Source organism: Collinsella sp. CLA-ER-H9 (assembly GCF_040092295.1).
GTDB lineage: Bacteria > Actinomycetota > Coriobacteriia > Coriobacteriales > Coriobacteriaceae > Collinsella.
In genome coordinates, this window is record NZ_JBBNLV010000001.1 from 401,972 (window position 1) to 425,388 (window position 23,417).

General features: G+C 55.6%; 16 protein-coding genes, 1 tRNA gene and 1 rRNA gene. 14 read left to right on the forward strand and 4 right to left on the reverse strand.

Features of this window, described 5'->3' with window-relative positions:
- Positions 1-75 precede the first annotated feature (75 nt).
- The 4 genes from AAAX73_RS01660 to AAAX73_RS01675 all read right to left on the reverse strand — a co-directional run bounded on the left by AAAX73_RS01660 (position 76) and on the right by AAAX73_RS01675 (position 5,792).
- Entirely contained in the window at positions 76-1,476 is a 1,401-nt protein-coding gene (locus AAAX73_RS01660; RefSeq protein WP_349124858.1) for a hypothetical protein, read from the reverse strand.
- Positions 1,473-3,452 (reverse strand): N-6 DNA methylase, encoded by a 1,980-nt coding sequence (locus AAAX73_RS01665; protein WP_349124859.1) that lies wholly within the window; start codon positions 3,450-3,452, stop codon positions 1,473-1,475. Before AAAX73_RS01665 ends, AAAX73_RS01660 begins: the two co-directional genes overlap by 4 nt.
- Complete coding sequence (locus AAAX73_RS01670) at positions 3,452-3,679, reverse strand: hypothetical protein (protein ID WP_349124860.1); 228 nt, start codon at positions 3,677-3,679, stop codon at positions 3,452-3,454. The genes AAAX73_RS01665 and AAAX73_RS01670 overlap by 1 nt, the downstream gene beginning before the upstream one ends.
- A 460-nt stretch (positions 3,680-4,139) precedes the next feature.
- Complete coding sequence (locus AAAX73_RS01675) at positions 4,140-5,792, reverse strand: RNA-binding domain-containing protein (RefSeq protein WP_349124870.1); 1,653 nt, start codon at positions 5,790-5,792, stop codon at positions 4,140-4,142.
- A 425-nt stretch (positions 5,793-6,217) separates the two neighbouring features.
- Here AAAX73_RS01675 and purB point away from each other — a divergent pair, with 425 nt between their 5' ends.
- From purB to AAAX73_RS01745, 14 genes are all read left to right on the forward strand, one after another.
- Positions 6,218-7,561, forward strand: a complete 1,344-nt coding sequence (gene purB / locus AAAX73_RS01680; protein ID WP_128620138.1) for an adenylosuccinate lyase — start codon at positions 6,218-6,220, stop codon at positions 7,559-7,561.
- 1,724 nt (positions 7,562-9,285) lie between these two features.
- Positions 9,286-11,199, forward strand: coding sequence for an Ig-like domain-containing protein (locus AAAX73_RS01685; RefSeq protein ID WP_349124871.1), 1,914 nt, complete (start codon positions 9,286-9,288; stop codon positions 11,197-11,199).
- 347 nt (positions 11,200-11,546) lie between these two features.
- The gene (locus AAAX73_RS01690; protein WP_349124861.1) at positions 11,547-12,383 is read left to right on the forward strand and encodes a transporter substrate-binding domain-containing protein; all 837 of its coding nucleotides are present in this window, start codon (positions 11,547-11,549) and stop codon (positions 12,381-12,383) included.
- A 217-nt stretch (positions 12,384-12,600) separates the two neighbouring features.
- On the forward strand, positions 12,601-14,178 hold the full coding sequence (locus tag AAAX73_RS01695; protein ID WP_349124862.1) for a GGDEF domain-containing protein: 1,578 nt from the start codon (positions 12,601-12,603) through the stop codon (positions 14,176-14,178).
- A gap of 113 nt (positions 14,179-14,291) precedes the next feature.
- The gene (locus AAAX73_RS01700; protein WP_089572560.1) at positions 14,292-14,555 is read left to right on the forward strand and encodes a TIGR03905 family TSCPD domain-containing protein; all 264 of its coding nucleotides are present in this window, start codon (positions 14,292-14,294) and stop codon (positions 14,553-14,555) included.
- Positions 14,555-15,766 carry a hypothetical protein gene (locus tag AAAX73_RS01705; protein ID WP_349124863.1) on the forward strand — a complete coding sequence of 404 codons (1,212 nt, stop codon included), beginning with the start codon at positions 14,555-14,557 and terminating at the stop codon, positions 15,764-15,766. The genes AAAX73_RS01700 and AAAX73_RS01705 overlap by 1 nt, the downstream gene beginning before the upstream one ends.
- A 153-nt stretch (positions 15,767-15,919) precedes the next feature.
- A complete protein-coding gene (locus AAAX73_RS01710) occupies positions 15,920-16,642 on the forward strand; it encodes a response regulator transcription factor (RefSeq protein ID WP_118079985.1) in 723 nt (240 codons plus the stop codon).
- An 11-nt stretch (positions 16,643-16,653) separates the two neighbouring features.
- Positions 16,654-18,219, forward strand: a complete 1,566-nt coding sequence (locus tag AAAX73_RS01715; protein WP_196026207.1) for a HAMP domain-containing sensor histidine kinase — start codon at positions 16,654-16,656, stop codon at positions 18,217-18,219.
- Positions 18,220-18,337: 118 nt separating this feature from the next.
- Positions 18,338-19,216, forward strand: coding sequence for a phosphoribosylaminoimidazolesuccinocarboxamide synthase (locus tag AAAX73_RS01720; protein WP_035136481.1), 879 nt, complete (start codon positions 18,338-18,340; stop codon positions 19,214-19,216).
- Positions 19,217-19,792 (forward strand): hypothetical protein, encoded by a 576-nt coding sequence (locus AAAX73_RS01725; protein ID WP_118079980.1) that lies wholly within the window; start codon positions 19,217-19,219, stop codon positions 19,790-19,792. It abuts the gene before it with no gap.
- An 89-nt stretch (positions 19,793-19,881) separates the two neighbouring features.
- On the forward strand, positions 19,882-21,162 hold the full coding sequence (locus AAAX73_RS01730) for an aminopeptidase (RefSeq protein ID WP_349124864.1): 1,281 nt from the start codon (positions 19,882-19,884) through the stop codon (positions 21,160-21,162).
- 28 nt (positions 21,163-21,190) lie between these two features.
- Positions 21,191-21,266, forward strand: a tRNA-Lys gene (locus AAAX73_RS01735).
- Between the two features lie 145 nt (positions 21,267-21,411).
- Positions 21,412-22,209 (forward strand): TraX family protein, encoded by a 798-nt coding sequence (locus AAAX73_RS01740; RefSeq protein ID WP_118079975.1) that lies wholly within the window; start codon positions 21,412-21,414, stop codon positions 22,207-22,209.
- Positions 22,210-23,097: 888 nt separating this feature from the next.
- A 16S ribosomal RNA gene (locus AAAX73_RS01745) occupies positions 23,098-23,417 on the forward strand; the annotation flags it as partial.

The following is a 23,417-nucleotide window of genomic DNA, read 5'->3' on the forward strand; positions in this document are numbered from 1 at the left end:
CAACTTACTACGATACGCGTTGCATTTTGTTTGCGTTGAGGCTATGGACTTAACGGCGGTTAAAAGGTCGCCTTACTAGGTGTTGGAGACAACCTTCTCGATGGCGATATCGACCTGTTCCTGCGCCAGCTTGGTAGCCTCGTTTTCAAGTCGGTCAGCCTTGGCCGAGGTGCTCACGCTCCTGTCCATAAGGTCGGCGATGGCAGATTCGACGTCCGCGCCGAGGCGAGGGACGCGAATTTTTTTGATATCGATAGGGCTAAGTTGAGGCACCGAGGTTCCGTATGCGCAACGAACGACCGACGGCCTGCCAACGGTGGGACTGTTCAGAAAAGCGAGCAGGTAGCCAGTTCGGATCTTTGTAACGTCGGGATAGATTCTCAGCAGATGGTTGCTGCCAAACATTCCCTCATGATTCTCCGTGAGCAAAAGAGCTCGTCCTAGGATGCCGTACTTTTGACCAGAGCATGCCATGACGAGAGTTCCCGGCTTTAGGATGTAACGCTCCCAGTTTTTAATGAGCTTAGCGTAAACAAATTTTGTCGGTTGAGCGTTAACGTCAAAGATCTCGGACACACCCACAAAGGGAACGTCGGAATCGCCATAAAACCGCTTGAAGCGAGGAAGCTCTTCGACGTCCTCTACAAGTTCAGCAAGTGGCGCATGCTCCATTACGTCAACCAATGAGTCTACGGCGCTTATGGAGCCGGCATAACTGTCGGCATCAAGGCGCGATCTGTTGTCAATAACTTTGGATAAACTCACCACGCATGTTCCTGCAGGACTTTCTGCCTCACAAGCAATACCGACCTCCTTCTCCAACAGCTTAAACGCCTCGTCCCGCAGCCTCCATGCTTCGCCGCGCAGGCGCACGGCCTTGGCGGCTTTGTCGCCGATGGCTTTGCGCGTGGCCGCATCGGGCATGATGACCGGAAACTCGTTGGCGTGGGCCACCTCGATGTGCTTGATCATGTGCCCATACTGAGCTGCTCGCGCAATCTGCTTGAAGAAGCCCGTCTTCATGTACGCGTAGAGCCAGCCGTACTCGGCCTGGTCCTTCGGCTCGATGCGCAGCAGGTCGTGCGTGATAATCCTGTTCATGTGGTGCGGGTACACGGCGGTAACGTTGCCCACCACGCCCGAGCAGGAAAGCAACAACCAGTCTTGCTTAACGTATCTGGAATCAGCTTGCGGCACAAAGGGCGCTGCGAGCCACTTTCTCACGCGGGGGAAGTCCTCGAACACCTGGCCGGCGGTAAAGAAGGGCAACCCCTTGCCTTCCGGCACGGTGTACCCCGTCAGTCTGTTCGGCTGCCAGATGTCGGCAAGATCGCCAAGCCTCTTGTGGTTGTCGCACTGGTTGGCAAGGCTCACGAAGCCATACCCGTCGCGCAGGTAGGTCGAGGCTTCGAGCCGCACGTCGCCGCCCAGCACGGTGGAAAGCCGGATGCTCTTCACCAAAGGTGCGTTCGTCATTGGTCGCGCCTCCATTCAAGGAAGGCATCGGCTATTGCTATCGTCTCGTCATCCACCACACGCTCCGTCGAAGTGTGGCCGCTCTCCTCCTCGGATCCCACCTTGCCTGTCACCGCGGTGGTCTGCTCCCGCACGATTGGGTAACCGTTGTCGTCGCGCACGTAGGTGGTCTGTCCGCGCTTGTCGTGCCCCACGTGGTCGCAGATGGCCATGAACATCTTGTAATCCTGGAAGGTGCCGTCCTTGCAGTACGCCTCTTCCTCTCTGTCCCAGCGCCGCAGCACAAGGACGGATGTCTGTACGCCCACGTTGGGCTGGAACGCATCCGGGTGCATGTCCACCGAGCCCAGGATCTGCGCGTGGCGTAAAATCCACTGGCGCACGTAGCCGAGGCCTGGATTGCCCAGGATGCCATTGGGAATGACGAGTGCCGCTACGCCCACGCCAGGCTCAAGCAGGCGGACGCATCGCTCGATGAAGAGGATCTCGGGCGGCTGGGATGAGAAGAGCTTAGGTTCCATCCTCCATTCGGCATCTTCCTCGGACCACGACCAGGTGTGTCCAAGGTCGAAGGATTCCAGAATCGCCGGGTCTTCGATGGGAATCTTGGAGCCAAAAGGCGGGTTGGTCATAATCGCCGTAACTCCGTGCCCCGGCTGCAGCGCTTTATTTGCCGCGACGTCGGCGGCGTCCAGGCGCAGCGCCTTCTGCAGCTTGGGTTCAAAGCCCGAGAACGGCTCGAGCGAGTTTGCGTGGAACAGCTGCCCTGTGCCGTCGTTGTTCATGACCATGTTCATCTTGGAAGCGCGCACCAAGATGGGGTCAAAATCGATGCCCACGATGTGCTTGGACAGGAACTCGCGTTTGCGCGCGATCAGCGCCTCCTGCTTGGCGGTCTTGCTGCGTCCGCTCGCGTCGACGGAGTCGCCGATTTTCTCGAGCACATAGTTCATGGCCGTGACCAAAAACCCGCAGGTGCCCATGGCGGGGTCAAGGATGACGTCGTTTTCGGACGGGTCGACCATCCGCACCATCATGTGACACATGTTGCGTGGTGTGAAGAATTGACCCTTGTCGCCGCGCAGGTTGGAACCCACGATTGTCTCGTACGCGTGGCCCTTAACGTCCACGTCACTCTCGAGCAGGGAATACATTTGCAGCTGCGCCACGATGTAGGCGAGCACATCGTCGGTTAATGCGATGCGTTCGTCGGCCTTGAAGATTGTCTCGTACGACTGCTTGACGCTTCCGAAGAGTGCCTCGATGCGCTTGCGGCACTTCTTCTTGCCCGCGGCGCCCTGGCGTTCGGTCGGCGTAATGTAGAACGTCGGCGTCTCGGAGTCGCGCTCATCCTGAATTTTGCAGAATATGATCTTGAGCAGCTCAAGGAATGCCTCGGCCTTTTGGATGCCTTGGTTTCCGGCGATGTAGTTGTGGCAGCGACGGAACGAGTACAGCAGCGAGTCGCTGGCGGCGGGGCGCAGTTGGTCGAAGCGCGGCGCGTCGTCGGGCACCTCGCCGCCGGCATGTGGCAGGTCGGGCACGGCCTCGGGGCCGCGCTTGCCAGCATCGTCCACCACGTAACGGAAGGTAAGCAGCTCGTCGCCGTTGGTCCACATGCCGTAGGTAGAATTCATGCAGGCAGACGCATAGGAATGCATCTGGTCCACGCCGTCTTTCTTGCCCTTTGCCTTGGTCTTGGGGTCTTTGCACTCGACGATGATGTAGATGTTCTCTTGGGTGTGGGTCTTGTTGGGTTCCCATATGGCGATATCGACCGCCTTGCGGTTGCTGCCAAATTTAATCGACTCCTCGACCCCGATCTGCTCCTTCTTGTAGCCGTACTCACGAACGAGGGACTTCAAGATTTCCTGGCGCACACGCTCCTCGGGGGTGTCCCTGCGCTGTGTCACACCGTCGATGAAGTCCAGTATGGTCTCCGGCTGGATGATCGAAGCCTTGCTCACTTGCGACATTACGATTCCGTCCTTCCAACCTTGGTGTTGCTGCCAACGTGCACGGGGCCGTCCGATGCGCCGCCCATCTCGCGGCTAATCAAATCTTTAAGAAACCCCTGTTTGTTCTCCTGCGCAGAGAGGAATGACCAGATCTCCTCTTCGGCGGGATAGAACCGCAGACAGAACTGCTGGGTCTTGTCGTGCTTGTACTTACGATCAGCCCGCTTTTGAGCTTCTGACGGCATGACACCTCCCAAGGACATAGCTTAGTCATAATAGGAATTAGTATAGGTCTATACCTAGATATAGACAAGCGAAATATCGCGAATCAGCAGGTAAAGGATGATTTTTAATTAAAGAAAAAGAAGCCAACAAATGTGAAAACGGCCTCTAAGACATTGGACGTTTTTACGGTTGAGGAAGGTGGAACTTGAGAAATGATCCGCCATGAGCGCTCCCTGCCGCTCATGCATGGAGTGGCAGGGAGCTATTTTTGTTGTATGAGACTGCCGTCTCGCGAGGTCGCAATGCCCGATTGGGTGTCGACTTCAGTTGGATCAACCATATGCGCTGTTGCCTGACGCTGTGCGATGCCAGGCGACGAAGGATGTGTCCTATCACGACTGGCAGTCAGGCACATTCTGGGCTAGTTGCGCACTTGGCTTGGAATGTGCTTGGTTGGCAGTATCGAAATCGCGAGTCGTATCACTCGGTTATGTGCCACTCGGCAGCCGAAGTGCTTCCGGCGTTGGTAATGCGACCCGCCTTCCGTAGGCTTTGGAGCAGATAGCTTACATGGTCGCCTTTCTGCTTGGCCGTAAGGTGTGCCGGCAAGGCATGATCCAGGCCCGCGATGATTTCTGCTCTCGAGCATGGGCGCACGCGCAGGAGTTCCAAGATCAGTTCCTTGAAGACGCTGTTGTCTACGCCTTTGTTTCGCACATACTCGCTGTGGGCACCGGTGGCCGCTGCTACCTCGGCTGAGACCGTCAGTTTGGGGTAACGGCCTCTAACTAGGCCCTGTTCATGAAGTAGGCGCGACTGTTCTTTTGTGACGGGCAACCCCTTCTGAACGAGGTCCAACAGCAGCACTGTCACCAAATCAAGATTTCGATTGCTTGCGAGAAGTCGAGAATAGTCCTCGTTGAGAACCGTACCGTACAGCGTTACGGCAACGCGCCCAATCTCAGATAGATCGTAGGTGGGCATTGGTAATAGGCGGTTGCGCTGAATGTCGAAGACGTTGCGAATGCCTATGGCGTTGCGGTCCATCATGCCTGTTTTGTTCATAGCGCTTGAAAGCAGGGGGTTACGGTAGTAGGGCGGTTTGTAGCCGCTCGCGAGCGCGTTCTCTATCGTCTCGGGGATAAAAGTACCCTCGTTCTTGAATACAAGCTTATCCTCATACTCGAGGACGTTGATCTTTCCCGACATCCTGAAATCTTGATGTGCAATAGCGTTGTGGAGGAGTTCTCGAATAACTTCTGGGCTGTAGCGATGCGCTTCGGTGGGGAACAGTGTCTCTTCGCGGTCGAAGAAGCGATACTTTTCGTTTCTTATCTTTCCCAGGATACGATCGACCTGCAGAATGAAGGGCGGCTCAAAGTGTTCATAGGCCATAGTGGAGCCATCGCTCGCGTAGAGCGTCCAAGTGATGCGCGGCTCGATACCACCCAGGAAGACACTCGATTCCGGTTTGCCCAGAAGAACGAGCGCCGCATTGCTCACGTGGCCGTGGATTACAAGCGCCATCTTGCTGAGGATGGATTCTTCATCGAGGCTGCGAACGGCGGGCTGGCTTTCTCCGAACTTTTCGACGAATTTGGAGCACGCAAAGCTAACTGCCTCTGGATCAAGGTCATCGAGGTTTGCCTCGTAGGCAATCTGACGCGACCAGTCGGGTCGACTCTGCCCGTAGATGGCGTCGAGTTTGAACTTGGGCATCTCTACGAGGGATTCATTCTCACGTGACCAGGGGATTCCGTGCCAAGTCGTTGGCGTTGCGAAGCTGCCAGCCGGTATCTGGAAAGCAATGACTCTCTTGCCATCAACCTCAAACTCGTAAATCTCTTCGAAAGTCATGCCGTTATTTGTGTATTGGGCGATCTCGTGCTTTAGGCGTCGCAGGCCGACGCTTGGCGTTTGGGATTCTTTACGGTAAGCGGTCCCCTTTATTTGGCGGTCGTTTGAAATGCCAAAGAAAAGCCATCCGCACTCTGCCTTGCGCAAATTTGCCTCATTGCTGAGGGCGGAGAAATACTTGCCAATGTCCTCGAAATCATAGTTCTGCTTTGCTGCCTTGTATTCGACGACCTCGGTCTCGACGTCGGCAATGATGCGCAGAAGCAAGGAGGGCATCTCGCTTGTTTTCCGTATCATGGCACTCCATATAATGTAATTCGATTAGCAACTAATGTAATTATAGCTCTCATTACATTAGTTGTCGGCGCATAAGGACGTAAGTCGGTTGTACGCCCCGACGCTTCGATACGTTCAACGTTCTTGCTAGCTATTGAATGCGAAGGCAACTGCCAGAGAAAACGGCAAACAGCACAGCTTCCTCTAGTGTAATTACACATGTAATCATACATACAACGGATGGGATTACATTAGTTCGCGGGGCTTTCGTTGCCCGCTATAGTCGTGCCCACCGTTCACCTCCCTTGCCCACTCCGATCCCAATCCCAAAATATTAGGTTAATGCCTGCTGCCCATACTTGCACCTGCGCACGGTACAATGGTTGAGTTACGACCAACGTGCCAATAACCAAAAAGGAGCCGCTATGATCGATCGCTATACCCGCCCGGAGATGGGACATATCTTCTCCCTCGAGAACAAGTACGCCATTTGGCAGGAGATCGAGGTCTTGGCCTGTGAGGCCCAGGCGGAGCTCGGCAAGATCGGCATTTCTAAAGACGAAGCCCAGTGGATCCGCGACCATGCCAACTTTGAGAAGGCAAAGGTCGATGAGATCGAGGAAGTCACGCGCCACGACGTCATCGCCTTCCTGACCAACATGAAGGAGTACATCGACGCCGACGTTCCCGAGGGCGAGCCCAAGCCTAGCCGCTGGGTTCACTATGGTATGACCAGCTCCGACCTGGGTGATACGGCTCTGTGCTATCAGCTTACTCAGGCCTGTGACCTGATTATCGAGGACGTCAAGAAGCTCGGCGTGATCTGCAAGCGCCGCGCCTTCGAGGAGCGCAATACGCTCTGCGCCGGACGCACCCATGGCATCCATGCTGAGCCGATGACCTTCGGCATGAAGTTTGGCTCTTGGGCATGGGAACTCAAGCGCGACCTTGATCGTCTTGAGGATGCTCGCAAGAACGTTGCCTTCGGTGCCATCTCCGGTGCCGTCGGCACCTACAGCTCCATCGAGCCGTTCGTCGAGGAGTACGTCTGTGAGCACCTGGGTCTGGTTCACGACCCGCTGTCCACGCAGGTCATCAGCCGCGATCACCACGCCTATCTTGCCGGCGTGCTTGCCACTACAGCGGCCACCTGCGAGCGCATCGCGACCGAGGTCCGCAACCTGCAGAAGACCGATACACTCGAGGCCGAGGAGCCCTTCCGCAAGGGCCAAAAGGGCAGCTCCGCCATGCCGCACAAGCGCAACCCCATCACCATGGAGAAGGTCTGCGGTCTGTCGCGCGTCGTGAAGTCCAACGCCCAGGTCGCCTTCGACAACGTCGCCCTGTGGCACGAGCGCGACATTTCGCACTCTTCCGCCGAGCGTGTCGCCCAGGCCGATAGCTTCATCGCGCTTGACCATATGTTCCAGTGCCTCATTCGCGTTATCGACGGCCTGCAGCTGTATCCGGCCCGCATGATGGCCAATCTCAACAAGACCCGCGGCCTCATCTTCTCCTCCAAGGTCCTGCTTGCCCTCGTCGATACGGGTATCACCCGCGAGGATGCGTACGCCATTGTGCAGGAGAACGCCATGGCCACCTGGCACGAGGTGCAGGATTGTGTCTCTGGCCCCACCTTTAAGGAGCGTCTCGAGGCCGATCCGCGCTGCACCGTCAGCCAGGAGAAGCTCGACGAGATCTTTGATCCGTGGGACTTCCTCACCCGCATCGACACGGTCTTCGATCGTCTGGAGCAGCTCGAGTTCTAACTGATCGATTGGGGACGAAGTCAAACCGATCAGTTTACTTTCGGCCTCCGTTGAAGCTCGGCCTTTCAGCCCAAGCCCCGTTGGTAACGCGTTTATCAACGGGGCTTTTGCGTGGGAGCGTCGGGAAAGTCATACTTCAGCGGATGATGGTATATTGCAGAAATGTCGCTTGCCGTTAATTTGCCCCTTCTGGCAAACATTAGCTTGCAAGTGCTCGTTGGGGGGGGGTATCCTTAAGCCAATTTTAAGGTGTGGGAGAATGCTGCGTTTATTCACGAGAGATTGGACTTAGGGGAATGAGAAAAGGGTTTTGGAGGATAGCCGCAGGCATCTGCGTTGCTTTAACGGCGGCAACGTTTGGGCTGACGGTGGCCGCCCCGCATGCGGATGCCGTCATGCTGGAGTCGCAGGATGGTTCCATGGGTGCATCGTTTCTCCCATACGATTCGTCTACAGGCGATGTGTGGTCAGAATTTGATGTCGCTGTTGGACAGACGGTGAAAGGAAGGCTTTCCTTTTTTAATAAAAATCACGAATGGGCGCCCATTGACCCCAGTGATATCGATATCACATCGTCTGATGAGGATATCGCTAAAGTGAGCTATAAATCACGTGATTGGGTGTTGACAATTAGTCCCACCAAAGTCGGCACAACGACTATAACCATGAAGAGCAGGGCTGACGAGAGTTTAAACGGTTCTCTTAAGATTAAGAGCGTGGCTAATGTCAATCCAATTAAGGTGAGTTTCGTATCCTATGACCAATCCGGTGCGACGACAACGACTGCAACGCTGGGTTACACGGATGATTGTCCGCAAAAATGCGGGAACACGCACTATGCATTGCTAGAGGGGACAGTTTACGTTCGCCCCAAGGACGAGACCCGTGCGGCTACATATTTTGAAATAAAGGAAGATCCCTCAAAGGATTCCAAAGTTCAGGCAAGGGTGAATTCGAATTATTATTCATATGGAACTTCTGAGCTAAGCGCTTCTTTGCAACTCGAGGCGTTGGCGAAAGATGCAAAAGAGGCCAAGGTTCTTGTCGACTATTGCAACGGCGAGACCGAGATGAAGAAGCTATGTGATGTTGTAACCGAGAATCAGGAGCCTGGATTCAACGAGCGTGGGAACAAAAAACAAAAGATGCTGGTTGGGGACAGCTCTTATCTGTCTGCCATTCTCAACGTTTCCCCAAATGAAGCACTGAAGGCATGCCAGCGTGCACATTGGGATTCGCTCGTTAGCTCTGTAACCTATTCTCTAGAAAGCAGCGATGTTGTTGAGCTTATCGATGGTGAAAACTCGTTTAAGGCAATAAAGCCTGGCACCGTTAAGGCTCATGCTCGTGATGGCCTTGGCAATGACCATCCCTTTGAGATAGAGGTTGTCGACCCTGCGGAAGTGAGCCTTTCGAAGGCTAAGTTTGTGTCGAGCGATTATACATTTCCCTGTGAGGTCAGTTCAGATAGTATATCCAAAGATTGGCTTTGGCTGGAATGTGACAGGGGGTTTGAATATCCAAAGGGCGTGCTGAGCAAAAGCGCTGAGGAATTGATGGACTCCTATGCCGGTGCAAAGTATTCTTTCACTTCAGATAATCCCGATGTCCTCGAGGTAAAAGGACCGATGTTTAATGGTGGCAGTTACTTGGGGTATTTAGTGCCTCATAGTTACGGCGATGCAACGGTTTCAATGTACTTAGGTGGTCGTCTCTGTGACACGATGACCGTTCATGTCGTTAAGCCTGGCGAGGAACCTGCAAAAACTACGGTCTCCATTGCGGATGGTTACTCAACATCTATGGACAAGGGCACGACTCAGCAGTTGAAGGCAAAGGTTTCCCCTGACGATAAGGCCAGTAAGGTTGTCTGGTCCTCTTCTAACGAGAGCGTCCTTACCGTCGATGGCAACGGTCTTCTTACTGCTGTCGGTGACGGTAATGCTACTATCACGGCAACGGTTGATGGAGTCTCTGCAACCACGGATGCAATTACGGTAACCACTCCGGTCGTAAAGGTCTCGAGCGTCAGTCTCAGCGCGTCGAATCTTAAGCTTGCTGTGGGCGGTGAGCCCTCGACGTTGACCACAACGGTTGAGCCCAACAATGCAACGAATAAGAATGTGTCCTGGTCTTCGAGCGACCTGGAGGTCGCCACGGTTGCGGACGGCGTCGTGACCCCGGTCAAGGCCGGTGCTGCCACGATCACCGTTACCACTGAGGACGGCGAATATAGTGCCACGTGCAAGGTGACGGTTATTCAACCTGCAACGGGTATCACGCTCGATAAGCAGAAGGTCACGCTTGTGGGCGCTGCAACCGAGCAGCTTAAGGCAACGGTCGTTCCCGCGGAGGCTGACCAGACGGTTGTCTGGAAGTCCAGTAACGAGAGCGTCGCTACGGTCGATCAAACCGGCAAAGTGACGTCTGTTTCCAAGGGCGCCGCAACCATCACTGCTTCGACCGAAGATGGCACCTATTCTCAGGATTGCGCGGTGACCGTCTCTAATCCCGCAACGAGTCTTACAGTCGATCAGTCCTCCCTCAACCTTGCGAAGGGTGAAGAAGGTACTGTAAAAGCCTCTCTTGCCGGAGCCCTGGCAGGTGAGGTCGACGAGACCAAGCTCGCTCTGGATGACACGGGCGCTTCGAAGGCGTTTAAGGTCGTCGACAACGGCGATGGCTCCTACACCGTTGTCGCCCTCAAGACCGGTTCTGGTTCATTTGTCATCACTGCAGGGTCGCTCTCCCAGACCGTTTCGGTGAGCGTGACCAATCCCGCCCAGAAGGTTGAGCTCAACAAGACAAACCTTTCCTTTACCGTAGGCGACGCCTCCGCAAAGCTCTCCGCAACGGTGACTCCTGCAGATGCAGACGATACAACGGTGAGCTGGACCTCCAGCGACTCGTCGATCGCTACGGTCAAAGACGGCGTCGTGACGCCGCTTAAGGCCGGTACCGCCACGATCACCGCTACCTGTGGTGACAAAACAATGACCTGTACCGTTACTGTGGCGGCGAGGACTATTGCGGGCGTTGCAGGTAGCGACGGAACGGACGTTAGCGTAAGCGCCGAGAACAATGCCGCTGCCGGCATTGCCCAGAACAACAGCATCTCTCTTGTGGTCGAGGAACCGACAAATCTTACCGACGCCGCCAATGCTACAATTTCCGGCCTTGAGCAGGGGAGTACCAAGGTTGCCGATAAGCTCGATATCAAGCTTCTCAAGGACGGCGAAGTTATCGAGGACTACGAAGGCATGTCCTTCATCGTCCGTGTCAAGATGACTGCTGCCATGAAGGCGCTCACCAATCTCAAGGTGCTTTACGTTGCCGAGGATGGTTCCACTCAGGCTATGGATACGTGGACCGAGGGCGACTACCTCTGCTTCCGCACGAGCCACTTCTCGACGTACGTGGTGACGGGCGAGGAGGCCAAGGGGGAGCCGACTCAGCCCGCGACGCCGTCCCAGCCCGGTCAGCAGACGACGACCAAGGTAACCAAAAAGTCTGCTAAGACTACTAAGGGTACGCTCGCCAACACGGGCGACCAGGCCCTTGCTGTCGCCTTTATTATGGCCGTTGCCGGCGCTTCGCTGATTGCCTTCGCGCTTATGCGCAAACGTCTCGAGCGCTAGGGCGCCCCTCTCGTTTAAGCGCGACCTTTCAGTCCAAGCCCCGTTGGTAACTCGTTTTACCTACGGGGCTTTTACGTTAAAGACTTCAGCCCGTGTGTCGCGTGCAGTGCGGCGCGTCGGAAACCGCCAGATACGCGGTCGGCGCCAACGGCCTGAACGAGGCAGCGGTCGGGGGTGCATTCGGGAGCAGCTGAGCTTCGAGTAGGGTTGACCTAATTCGACCGCCTGCGGATGCATTTCAGCCATTGGCGCCTTGCCCGTTTTGGGCAAGGCGCTTTTTTTCACTGCTGCACTGGCCCCCTGGTAATAAAATGAACCTTATCTGCTGTTTCGATGAAAAGAGTCGTGTGCCCAGACGTATCAAACGAGGCGCTATCGTCTTGTCCGTGCTCATACTCCTTGTTGCCGTTTGTGCGGTCGCCCTGACGTATGCCGTTCGAAGCAGTTCTACCCCATCGAGTGAATCCGATAAAGATCTCCCGGAACTCAAAATTGGCGTTACGGATAACGATCCCTATGTGTATATCGATACCACGGGCGACTACGCTGGTATCGATATCGATATCGCTCGCGAGGCTTGCAAGCGCGCGGGAATCAAGCCGCAATTCATCGACATATCTTGGAATGATCGTGACCGCCTGCTCAAAAATGGCGATATCGATTGTCTGTGGTGCGACTACTCGCCCTGTTATCGCGAAGACGAGTATTACTGGACTGAGCCGTATCTAACCATAACGGTTTCGGTTGCCGCCAAGAAAACGAGCGGCATCAAGTCCTTGGCGCATCTCGACGGAAGCAAGACCATTGCAGTGATTGCCGGTTCGGTGAGTGAACGCCGACTGCTTGCGGGCGATCTGGAAATCTCGCCGGACGTGCGCATCAAATCATATGGCTCTGCCGAACTCTGTAAAGCTGCCCTTGCCAAAGGGTATGTTGACTGTTGGATGGCGGACGTTCAGTCGCTCGGTCCCCTCGTCGCCCAGTATCCCGGCCTGTATCGTGTGTTCGCCGACAACGTTATGACGGTTGACCTTGGCGTCGCGTTTGAGGACGGCTATGAGGGGGAGTACGTCAAAAACCTCAATACCGTGCTGTTCGAGATGGATCGAGATGGCACGATTGAGCGCATTGTGGGCAAGTACAAGGCGGGGGCGACGACGGACGGGCAAGGAGCGGAATCATGACAAATGATGAGCGCCGCTTACGCCGAAAGGCATTAGTCACCGCGGCTATCTGCGTTGTGGCCAGCGCTGCTTTGTTGGGTCTGCTGTATGTGGTCGGCACGCATCGCTGTCTCGATAAAACGCTTGGGTTTGGCCAGGAAACCATGGTGTTTTTAAAAACGCCTGCGAAAAATATGACCGATATGAACAGGGAAGAAAAACCGAGGCGACGCACAATTTGGATGCCGCGCTCGAGTCGTTTGCGACGTTCTTGCCATCTGATCACGTTGAAGTCAACGATGACCTCGTCGAGGAGTACGTCCATACCGAGCACCTTTCGGGAATGTTGGTCATGGACGCCGACGGTCATATGGCCGCTCATTACGATATCGACGGTCGCGATCCGCTGATGCTATGGCGAGAGGAGCTTGCCTGTTCGTCGATCGCATCGATGTACCGAGGCTCCAAGGTGTCCTACTCGACGGTCGTTGAGCGTCGAGATGTCGACTTTGCCGTGAGTGTTGTTCCGTACGGTGATGGCGTAGCGCTGGGGTATCGATCGCTTGCGCCCGAGCCCGCCGATGATTATTCGTATACGATCGCCGACGTGCTCGTGAACAACACATTCCATCAGAGCCCAACGGTGTTCGTGATGCGCGATGCGCAAATCGTTTCTTCAAACGATTCGACCGTCGATATAGCTCTCGCCCGGCTTCTTGCCGATAGCGGAATTGATTGGAAAGACGAAGGCTTATCACGTGTCGAATATCGGGGAAGTACCTGGTATGCCGTGCGTGCGGCGTATAAGGACTATCGCCTGTTTGCGCTCTATCCCAAATCTGAGGTCATGTCGGGCAGGATTTCATTTATCACTGCCGGCGTACTGGCGTTCCTGGTGTTTTTGGTTGTAGTGCTGTTGGTGCGTATCGTCGCCGATCGTCGCAATTTGGCCGAAAAGGACAAGCAGCTCGGCATCATCAATGCCATCAGTACCACGTATGAGTCGACCCTCCTGTTGCATCTCGACACGCTTGAGATCGAGGGGATTAACATGTCGCCATCGGTGGCGAAGATATTTGCCGAGCACAGCGAGGCATATGACTTTATGGACACGGTCTGCCGGGATATCGTGAGCCCCGAAAGCCGCGAAGCGGTTGTGGGCCTCGTAGATGTAAGTTCGCTTCGTGAACGTATGGAGGGCGTACCGTACTTGGCTGCCGAGGTGCGAGATTGTCGAGGCGCTTGGTACTCGCTACAGGTTGTCCCCCAGCATCGCGATGAGCAAGGCCGGCTGGAGTCGGTCGTCGTGGCGACGCACAACATATCGATGGTCAAGCATGCCGAGGAGCTGTCATATCAAGACAAACTGACGGGGCTTCGCAACCGCAACTATCTTGAATCGCGCGGAGATAGCCTGGTAAACGAGGACTTGCCCGTGAGCGTGATTATGTTGGACTGCAATTATCTCAAGCGGACCAACGACATCTATGGTCACGAGATGGGGGATGAACTGCTGCGACGGACGGCGTCCGTGCTGCGGCGGGTGGCTGGTGCGGATTATCTGCCGATGCGCCTTGGCGGCGACGAGTTTTTGCTGGTTTGCCCCCATACTGACAACGAGTCTGCGCTCGGGCTGGAACAGGATCTTCGTCTCGGTCTTGCCGCGGTAAGCGATGAGGCCCTGACGGTCAGCGCATCGATTGGCGTGGCGACCGTCGAGACGGCTGGAAATACGCTGGCCGATGTATATCGTGTCGCCGACCACAATATGTATCGGGAGAAGCGCACGGTCCACGCACAGGGTGCGGACTGCTAATCTTGCCCCCGCGAGTCCATGCATCGTAGGATGTTGAATCGGTGCTTGCGATCATAAGTCGGCCCAGGCGGGGATAATAGACGTCTGAAATTTCTTTCTGAGAGGGGATCTCAATGATTAGTTTTGACTACAAGCCGCAGGGTGTATGCTCTCGCAATATTCACCTCAATCTCTCTGACGATGGCAGCAAGGTGCTGGGCGTTGAGTTTACCGGCGGCTGTGACGGCAATCTCAAGGCTATCTCCAAGCTGGTCGAGGGCGCTCCTGCTGATCGCGTAATCGAGGTTCTCGCCGGTAATACCTGCGGTATGAAAAAGACCTCCTGCGCCGACCAGCTTACACGCGCTATCGAGGCCGCTCGCGCCGAGATCGCCTAATGGGTATCGCCGACCACATCAAGAATGGAATATCGCGCCGTGGCTTTGTGCTCGGCGGTGCTGCCGCGGGCGCTGCCACGGTGCTTGCCGGTTGCTCGAAAAAAACGGGCACCAGCGACGATGCCGCCGGCGAGCCGCAGGTTATCAAGGACGATTCGAAGATTGTCTCGATCACTGATGAGTACGAAGCTGTTGATATCGATCTTGAGCCGGCGGCGTCGTGGACGCTGCCGCTGGGCACGCTGCTGTACTACTGCGATGGCGACTACGCTGCCGCGATGATGGCGCCTGCTTCTGCCCTGCATGCCAATACGCTTGGTGTGCTCAACCTGGGCGATGGCTCGCTTACCACACTTATCGAGGATCCCGTTGAGGGAACCGGTTATGCGTTTTACGACGTTCGCGCGGGTGATGGCGTGTTCGCGTGGGTCGAGATGAACTTTGCCAATGCGTCTTGGAAACTCTATGCGCAAAACCTTGCAGGCTCCTCCCTTACCGGTAACGCTGTCGAGCTCGACCGCGGTGGCGAAAACTACGATCCGCCGCTCTTCACAGCGTATGGGTCGTCGGTCATCTGGTATAAGATGCCTTCGTCCGGCGGCAGCAAGACGAGTAACGATTCGTACTGCTACCGTCAGTCACCCAGCGAGTCCAAGCCTGAGACTATCTGGAAGTCGACGGGCCGCTTCGCATCCGCCCCGCGTGTGAGCGACGGCATCCTGACCATCTCGCCCCGCGTGCACAATGATGAGGGCGTCTATTACGGTATGACGGCGATCGACCTGACTGACGGCAACAACACGAAGCGAGCTCAGCTGGTGCTTCCTTCGTCGGTTTCGCCTTTCGAGGCCGTGTATATGGGCGACACCTTCGTGTTCTCCATTGAGGCGACGTATAACGGTGTGGGTAGCCTGGGCAATATGGGCACCTATATCGGTAACGAGGGCGGGCCGTACCTCTTCCTTTCGCGTGAGCCGCTCGCGTGCGTTGCGGGAAGGAAAAAAAAATACCTGGTTAAAGTCCAGGCGTCGCATTTTTTGATTGACACTTCGGCTAAGACCTACGGCTCGCTTCTGTCGCCCGACCGAGCCCTGGAGTATGGCGATTATCCAGCTACGGCGGGAAAATCGGACTCATTCCTTACGTACGCCACGGTGCGCAACAGCCAGGGTATACCCGAGACGGTCACCGCACGCCTATTCTCTCTTTAAGCTTAGAGGGGTTAAAAAGGCGCCAACGGGGGAATAAGCGCGTTGTAATTATGAGTGCCGCCCGCCGAGCCGCCGCACTGTAGCGGTGCTCGGTGGGCATAGGTGCGTTAAAATGGGCTTGTTCTTAGCTAATTGAGACAGGGGGGCCGTGTTATGGCTTCAGATGCAAAAAAGATTCTGCTGGTCGAGGACGAGAAGGCAATCCGTGACGCTGTCGCTGCCTATCTCGAGCGCGAGGGCTACTGGGTTGTTGGCGTCGGCGACGGCCAGTCTGCGATCGAGGAGTTCGAGAAGCACCAGTTTGACCTGGTTGTGCTCGACCTTATGCTCCCCAAGATTCCCGGCGAGCGCGTTTGCCGCACTATTCGCGATACCTCGGATGTGCCCATTATCATGCTTACCGCCAAGGGCGAGATCGAGGATCGCATCATCGGCCTCGAGCTTGGTGCCGACGACTACCTGATCAAGCCGTTCTCGCCGCGCGAGCTCGTCGCCCGCGTCCGCGCCTTGTTCCGTCGTGCTCACCAGGCAGACGAGCCTGCCGTTGAGGTGCTCGACTTTGGCGATCTGGTCATTGATATCTCGGGCCACAAGATCTTGGTCGAGGACAAGGAAGTAGACCTGACTGCCTCCGAGTTTAAGCTGCTCACCACGCTTGCTCGCCATCCTGGTCGCGTCTATAACCGTATGGAGCTGGTCGAGAAGGTGCTCGGCTACGACTTTGAGGGCTACGAGCGCACCATCGACAGCCATGTGAAGAACCTTCGCGCCAAGCTGGGCGATGACCCCAAGAAGCCTAAGTGGCTCTACACCGTTCACGGTGTCGGCTATCGCTTCGAGGCTCCGGCCAAGACCGATAAGTCGGACGAGAAATAGGGAAATCACATATGACACCTGCGCGCTTTGAAATCGGACAAAAGCACAAGCAGGAGAACGAGGCGGGTTCCAAGGCAAGTTGGAACACGCCTCGTTCCGATTCACGGCCAGCGATGAGCTATCCCTCGCGCATGGCATTGGCTTTTGCCCTGACGTCGCTCATGACGGTATTGGTGCTGGTGGGCGTTGTCTCCGTTGTGTGGGGCACCGTCTTTTCGGATTACACGCGCTCCAATATCGTCGAGATCGCCAATTCTGCTGCCGAAAAGCTTGCGACGTCGTATGAGGAAAACGGCAATTGGACTGCGGGCGAGCTGCGCACGGTCGCGACATCGAGTTTGGTGTCCGACGACCTGAGTATGCAGGTCGTCAACAAGAAAGGCGTTGTCGTTTATGACGACTCATGGCCTTCGGCAAGCGCGACCGCCGATGTGCGCGAGAGCGAATCGGCGTCTAGCAGCTCGAGTGGGAAAAAGGCATCGCATAGTCCGGTCTCGTCGGCGCCCACCGACTCCGACAGCGTTGCCAACGTCGAAATCATAACGTCTTCCGGCGAGCATGTCGGACAGGTAAAGCTATGGGCCATCGGCTCCGATGCCCTGCTCACCAAGGCAGATTCTGCGTTTAGGGAGAAGACCTTTAACGCCATGGCTCTTGCCGCGGTTGTTGCGGTCTGCATCTCGGTTGTTATCGGATCGTTCGTGTCGCGCATGCTTACCAGACCGATTCATCGTATTACCAGCACGGCCAAGCAAATTCGCGACGGCGATCTGTCCGCTCGTACCGGCTTGCGCGGCGACGATGAGATCGATCAGCTGGGCGAGACCTTTGACGAGATGGCCACCTCGCTCGAGAAGGATATGAAGCACGAAAAGCGCCTGACCTCGGATGTCGCACACGAGCTTCGCACGCCGCTCATGGCCATGCTTGCAACGGTCGAGGCCATGCAGGACGGCGTGTATCCCACCGACGATGAGCATCTGGAGACGGTCGCTTCCGAGACGCGCCGCCTGGCTCGTTTGGTGCAGCAGATGCTCGACCTATCGCGTATGGAAAACAGCACGGCGCCGCTCAATCTCGAACCGGTGGACATGGTTCCCTTTGTGCGGTCTATCGTCAACGCTCAGGAGCGCCTATTTGTTGACCGCGATCTGCGCTTGCGCTTTGCTGACGAGACCCAAGGTCACGACGATGTCGTCGAGGCCGATCCCGACATGATCACGCAGTGCGTCATCAACCTCATGAGCAACGCCATGCGCTACACCCCCGAGGGCGGTTGGGTCGTGGTGTCGGTGCTCAGTGACCGCAAGCATGTCAGTATTGCCGTTTCGGATACCGGTATCGGTATTGCCAAGGACGACCTGTCGCGCATCTTCGGGCGATTTTGGCGCGCAGATGCCAGCCGCGCCCGCGAAGCCGGCGGCCTGGGCGTTGGCCTCGCCGTGACCAAGCAAATCGTCGAGCGTCACCATGGCTACATATCCGTGGAGTCGGAGCTTGGAAAGGGTACGACTTTTACGATTCATCTGCCTCGCGAGCACACGGCGGACGCGGCATCTACTACAATGGAGCACTAGCTTTTCGCTATTCGGTGAAGGAGGGGCCGCGTTCCTGCCGCTCCGAGTTTGCGAAAACATGCGGGAAAGAACCCGCATTTCTGTCGTATTTAGGTAAGGAGTGACTCACGTGACAACGATGGAGCGTCGTCCGGATTCCCGTGGCAAGGTTCGTGATATCTACGATGCCGGCGAAAACCTGCTGATGGTCGCCACCGATCGCATTTCTGCGTTCGACTTTATTCTCCCCGACGAGATTCCGTTTAAGGGAGAGGTGCTCAACCGCATCTCGGCATTCTGGTTCGACAAGTTTGCCGATATCGTCCCCAACCACCTCGTCTCCATCGATCCGGCGGATTTCCCCGAGGAGTTTGCCGAGTATCGTGACTACCTCGCAGGCCGCGCCATGCTGGTCAAGAAGGCCCAGACGATTCCTATCGAGTGCATCGTCCGCGGTTATCTGACCGGTTCGGGCAAGAAGACCTATGACGAGAACGGCACCGTCTGCGGCATCCAGCTGCCCGAGGGTCTGACCGAGGCCTCCAAGCTTCCCGAGCCGCTGTTCACGCCGTCCACGAAGGCCGAGATCGGTGATCACGACGAGAATATCTCGTTTGAGCGTTGCTGCGAGATCGTTGGCGAGGACATCGCCACGCAGATTCGCGATCTGTCTCTCAAGATCTACAAGGCTGCTGCCGAGTATGCAGCGACCCGTGGCATCATCATTGCCGACACCAAGTTTGAGTTTGGTGTTATCGATGGCAAGGTCACGCTGATCGACGAGTGCCTCACGCCCGACTCCAGCCGTTTCTGGCCCGCCGCCAGCTACGAGGAGGGCAAGATCCAGCCTAGCTACGACAAGCAATTCGTCCGCAATTGGCTCAAGGCCAACTGGGATATGACGGGGGAGACCCCGCACCTGCCCGCCGAGGTCATCGATGGCACGTCCGAGCGCTATCGCGAGGCCTTCCAGATCATCACGGGCTCCCAGTTCACAAGCATGAAGGAGAACGCATAAGTGAGTACCCGTAGCGCCACGAACAAGCGCACGCAATCCCACGAAGTTACCGGGGTTGCGCGCAAGTCCGCCGCATCTGCTAAACCCGCCCGCCAAGCAGCGAGCTCCGTTCGCGTCGTGCCGGCTTCGTCTAAAGCTCGCCGCAAAGAGCTCGAGAAGGGTGAAAACCTGGAAGGCCTTTCCAAGGAGGAGAAGCGCGCCCGCAAGGCCAAGCAGCGTGCTCGCGAGGATCGTATCTATACGGTGTCGAATATTCTTCTCAAGCAGGATGAGGACTACACCAAGCGCCGTCGTATCTGGTGGGCCGTGCTCGCCATCGGCATGGTACTCGTCGTGGCAATTTGGGCTTCGCTCTACTTCGCTCCCGGCGGCACGGTGTCCAGTCCTGTTCAGATGGTCGGCATCGTTTTGTCCTATGTCATCATCCTGGGTGACTTTATCTACGACTTCGTTCGTATTCGTCCCTTGCGCAACATGTACCGCGCGCAGGCCGAGGGCATGTCCGAGAACAAGCTCAACGCTCTTATCGAGCGCTCGGCTGCCGAGGAGGACAAGAAGGACTCCAAGAAGAAGTAGCGTTTGTATCCATACATATCGCTAAGATATAAGGCGCGTCGTTTTTGCGGCGCGCCTTTTTACTGTTCTATAGATAGATGGAGTGGCACATGATTCGAGCTGCCCTAACGGTCGAGGAAGCTCTTGAGGGCATGAAGACCCTTGAGCCCAAGATTAAAAATTATGCGCGTCTCGTTGTCCGCAAGGGTGTAAACGTTAAGCCCGGCCAGGAGGTCGTCGTTCAGTCTCCCGTCGAGTGCGCATCATTTGCGCGCGTGGTGGTTGCGGAGGCTTATGACGCCGGTGCCGGTCACGTGACGGTCATCTGGGCCGACGACGCCGTGACGAGGCTTGCGTACGAGCATGTCGAGAAAAGCTATTTTGGGCAGACGCCCGAGTGGAAGCGCATACAGCTGGATTCTCTGGCCCAGGACGGTGCCTGCTTTATCTTTATCGAGGGTGCTGACCCCGCCGCTCTCAAGGGCATCGATCCTGCCAAGCCCGCTGCCGCTTCCAAGGCGAGGAACACGCAGTGCAAGATTTTCCGCCGCGGACTGGATTACAACATCAACCCGTGGTGCATTGCCGGAGCGCCGGTCGTGGCTTGGGCGCGCGAGGTGTTCCCGGGAGACGCCGATGAGGTTGCAATCTATAAACTATGGATTGCGATTCTGCATACCGCCCGTGCTGACGGCCAAGATCCGGAGAGTGACTGGGAGCTTCACGATGCGGCGTTTGAAAAGAACCTGCGCTTTCTGAACGAAAATCGTTTCGACTGCCTGCGCTATACCGCTTCGAATGGAACCGACCTGGTAATTGGTATGACGAAGGGGCATGAGTGGGCCGGCGGTAAGGGCGAGACCCCCGACGGTCACCCCTTCTTCCCCAACATCCCCACCGAGGAGGTCTTCACCTCGCCCGATCGTATGCGTGCTGACGGAATCGTCTATTCCGCAATGCCGCTTATCCATCACGGTAACAAGGTCGACGATTTTTGGATCAAGTTCGAGAACGGTCGTGTGGTGGATTACGACGCCCGTGTGGGAAAGGCGACACCCGCAAGTATCATCGATACTGACGAGGGCGCTGCTCATCTGGGAGAGGTTGCGCTCATTTCCAAGAACACGCCGATTCGCGAAAGCGGCATCCTGTTCTATGACACGCTCTATGACGAGAATGCCAGCTGCCATCTTGCACTGGGAGTCGGCTTCCCCGAGTGCATTGAGGGTGGATATGATATGTCCAAAGAGGAGCTCATTGAGCATGGCGTCAACGTTTCGAGCACGCACGTCGACTTTATGATCGGTACGGACGACATCGATATTGTGGGCATTACGCCCGATGGACGCGAAGTTGTGATTTTCCAGAACGGCCAATGGAGTTGGGAATAGTCCCAGACCGTGGTACAATGCCACCCGCGGGCCGTTAGCTCAGCTGGCAGAGCAGGGGACTTTTAATCCCAAGGTCCAGGGTTCGAACCCCTGACGGCCCACCATAGAATAGAAAAGCGACTGGCGGATGCTGGTCGCTTTTTTGTTGCCGCGGCACGGGTTCGAACCCGAAAGGGCGCGGAGCGCCGCAGCGGCCGCCTGCGGAGCAGGCTGAACCCCTGACGGCCCACCCAAAGGAAGGAAAACGAAATGAAAACAGATAGATACGGAATTAGCGGCAGCACATTAAAGATAATAGCAGCCATCTCGATGGTTCTCGATCATGTAAGCAGGATCGTCCTGACCAATGGAATCATGACTCACGCATCGTACAATCAGATATCAGACGAACAATGGGCGATTCTAAGCGAGGCTTCGGATGTGCTTCATGTTCTTGGCAGAATTGCATTTCCCTTATTTTGCTTTTTGATAGTTGAGGGATTTTTGCATACTCATGACATAAAGAAGTACCTGCGAAATATGCTTGTCTTTGCAATCATTGCGGAGCCCATATACGATTTCGTTCAAACCGGGCAGTTATTTGACCTTCGGCAACAAAATGTTATGTGTGAGCTCCTGCTTTCCTTGGTCTTTTTGATTGTTCTGGAAAAGATACAAAGTCTTTCAAAATGGAAGAGGCACATCGCAGAAATTGCTCTGATTGTTTTGACGGCACTGGCAGCTGAATACACTAAACTAGATGGCGGTGTGTATGGCATTCTGCTTGTGGCTGCGTTCTATTTATTCCACGACAACAAGGCCAAGATGTTCTTTGCTGCAGTATGCGCAGTGTTCCTTTCGTCGTGCCATATAGTTGGCGGCGGATTTGAGTTTGCTACAGCTAATGTATTAAATCCTGATGTTGCCGCCGCGGTCGTTTCGTTGCTGCTTATCAATCTTTATAATGGCAAGCGAGGGCTGAAGCTGAAATATTTCTTCTACATTTTCTATCCGGCACATCTTGCTCTGCTTTATGGTGTCTCACTTATTGTTTTGAACTGTCTTTAAAAACTCTCAAACAAGTCTCTGAAAGCAGAAACAAATTGACCCTAAGACTGCTTGTGAATTTCCGGAAGACCTGAGAGATGTGAGGATAGACAACGAGGGCTGCAGAAAGATGCTTCTCAGTTATCTGGCGGATCGACGTATCTGTATGAGGATCACTTCCACACACTCATTAATAACAGTGATAAACACGGCAGATCCTCAAAACATGAGGCTGCGGAGGTCGAACGATGCTTCGAAAGCATGAATGGCAGCGAGAAAATGAGTTCGGAAACACCCTCTAGATGCTCCAGCATAGAATTGAAAGCGATCAACTTCGGTTGGTCGCTTTTTTGTTGCCGGTGTACGGGTTCGAACCCGAACTTCTCTATATATAAGAACGCTTGGCGAACAAAACCTGCCTTTTACCGACGGGAAACAAATAGCTGATGCTTTTGGAGTAAAGTGGCGCACCAGAGATGACCGATGCCTTAACACCTATAAACCAGCTGGTCATCGCCAATATCAGAAGCTGCTGCTTCGAATACGGCCTCAGTGAAGCAACTGAGGGTTCTATTCATTTGTGAACAAAATATGGAGTGCATGATTCCCGCCCCCGGGGCCCCCTCCGGTCTGGCAATATATCTCCTTGCCGCGCGGCCCGGTGAGACCGGATCAGCCGCGGGGCGTGCACCTTGAGAACCGGATACTGCGAGGATGGACACACCAGATGTGTCGCATCCGGGCAGACATCGAACCATTTGAAATGGTCTAACTTGGATTTGTTTTTCGCAAGGCCGCCGAGAGGCGGCCCCGAGAAATTCCTTTTCCTATACTAAAACCATATGAATCGAACGGAACCGATCAGCGTAACAGTTGTGAGGACCGGACGGGCTCGAAGCCCATTTATTTTGGACGGAGAGTTCGATCCTGGCTCAGGATGAACGCTGGCGGCGCGCCTAACACATGCAAGTCGAACGGCACCTATCTTCGGATAGAAGCGAGTGGCGAACGGCTGAGTAACACGTGGAGAACCTGCCCCCTCCCCCGGGATAGCCGCCCGAAAGGACGGGTAATACCGGATACCCCGGGGTGCCGCATGGCACCCCGGCTAAAGCCCCGACGGGAGGGGATGGCTCCGCGGCCCATCAGGTAGACGGCGGGGTGACGGCCCACCGTGCCGACAACGGGTAGCCGGGTTGAGAGACCGACCGGCCAGATTGGGACTGAGA

Coding starts and splice junctions, on each gene's coding strand:
- AAAX73_RS01660 (WP_349124858.1), bottom strand. CDS start 1,476: ATGACGAACGCACCTTTGGTGAAGAGCATCCGGCTTTCCACCGTGCTG.
- AAAX73_RS01665 (WP_349124859.1), bottom strand. CDS start 3,452: ATGTCGCAAGTGAGCAAGGCTTCGATCATCCAGCCGGAGACCATACTG.
- AAAX73_RS01670 (WP_349124860.1), bottom strand. CDS start 3,679: ATGCCGTCAGAAGCTCAAAAGCGGGCTGATCGTAAGTACAAGCACGAC.
- AAAX73_RS01675 (WP_349124870.1), bottom strand. CDS start 5,792: ATGCCCTCCTTGCTTCTGCGCATCATTGCCGACGTCGAGACCGAGGTC.
- purB (WP_128620138.1), top strand. CDS start 6,218: ATGATCGATCGCTATACCCGCCCGGAGATGGGACATATCTTCTCCCTC.
- AAAX73_RS01685 (WP_349124871.1), top strand. CDS start 9,286: ATGACCGTTCATGTCGTTAAGCCTGGCGAGGAACCTGCAAAAACTACG.
- AAAX73_RS01700 (WP_089572560.1), top strand. CDS start 14,292: ATGATTAGTTTTGACTACAAGCCGCAGGGTGTATGCTCTCGCAATATT.
- AAAX73_RS01705 (WP_349124863.1), top strand. CDS start 14,555: ATGGGTATCGCCGACCACATCAAGAATGGAATATCGCGCCGTGGCTTT.
- AAAX73_RS01710 (WP_118079985.1), top strand. CDS start 15,920: ATGGCTTCAGATGCAAAAAAGATTCTGCTGGTCGAGGACGAGAAGGCA.
- AAAX73_RS01715 (WP_196026207.1), top strand. CDS start 16,654: ATGACACCTGCGCGCTTTGAAATCGGACAAAAGCACAAGCAGGAGAAC.
- AAAX73_RS01720 (WP_035136481.1), top strand. CDS start 18,338: ATGGAGCGTCGTCCGGATTCCCGTGGCAAGGTTCGTGATATCTACGAT.
- AAAX73_RS01730 (WP_349124864.1), top strand. CDS start 19,882: ATGATTCGAGCTGCCCTAACGGTCGAGGAAGCTCTTGAGGGCATGAAG.
- AAAX73_RS01740 (WP_118079975.1), top strand. CDS start 21,412: ATGAAAACAGATAGATACGGAATTAGCGGCAGCACATTAAAGATAATA.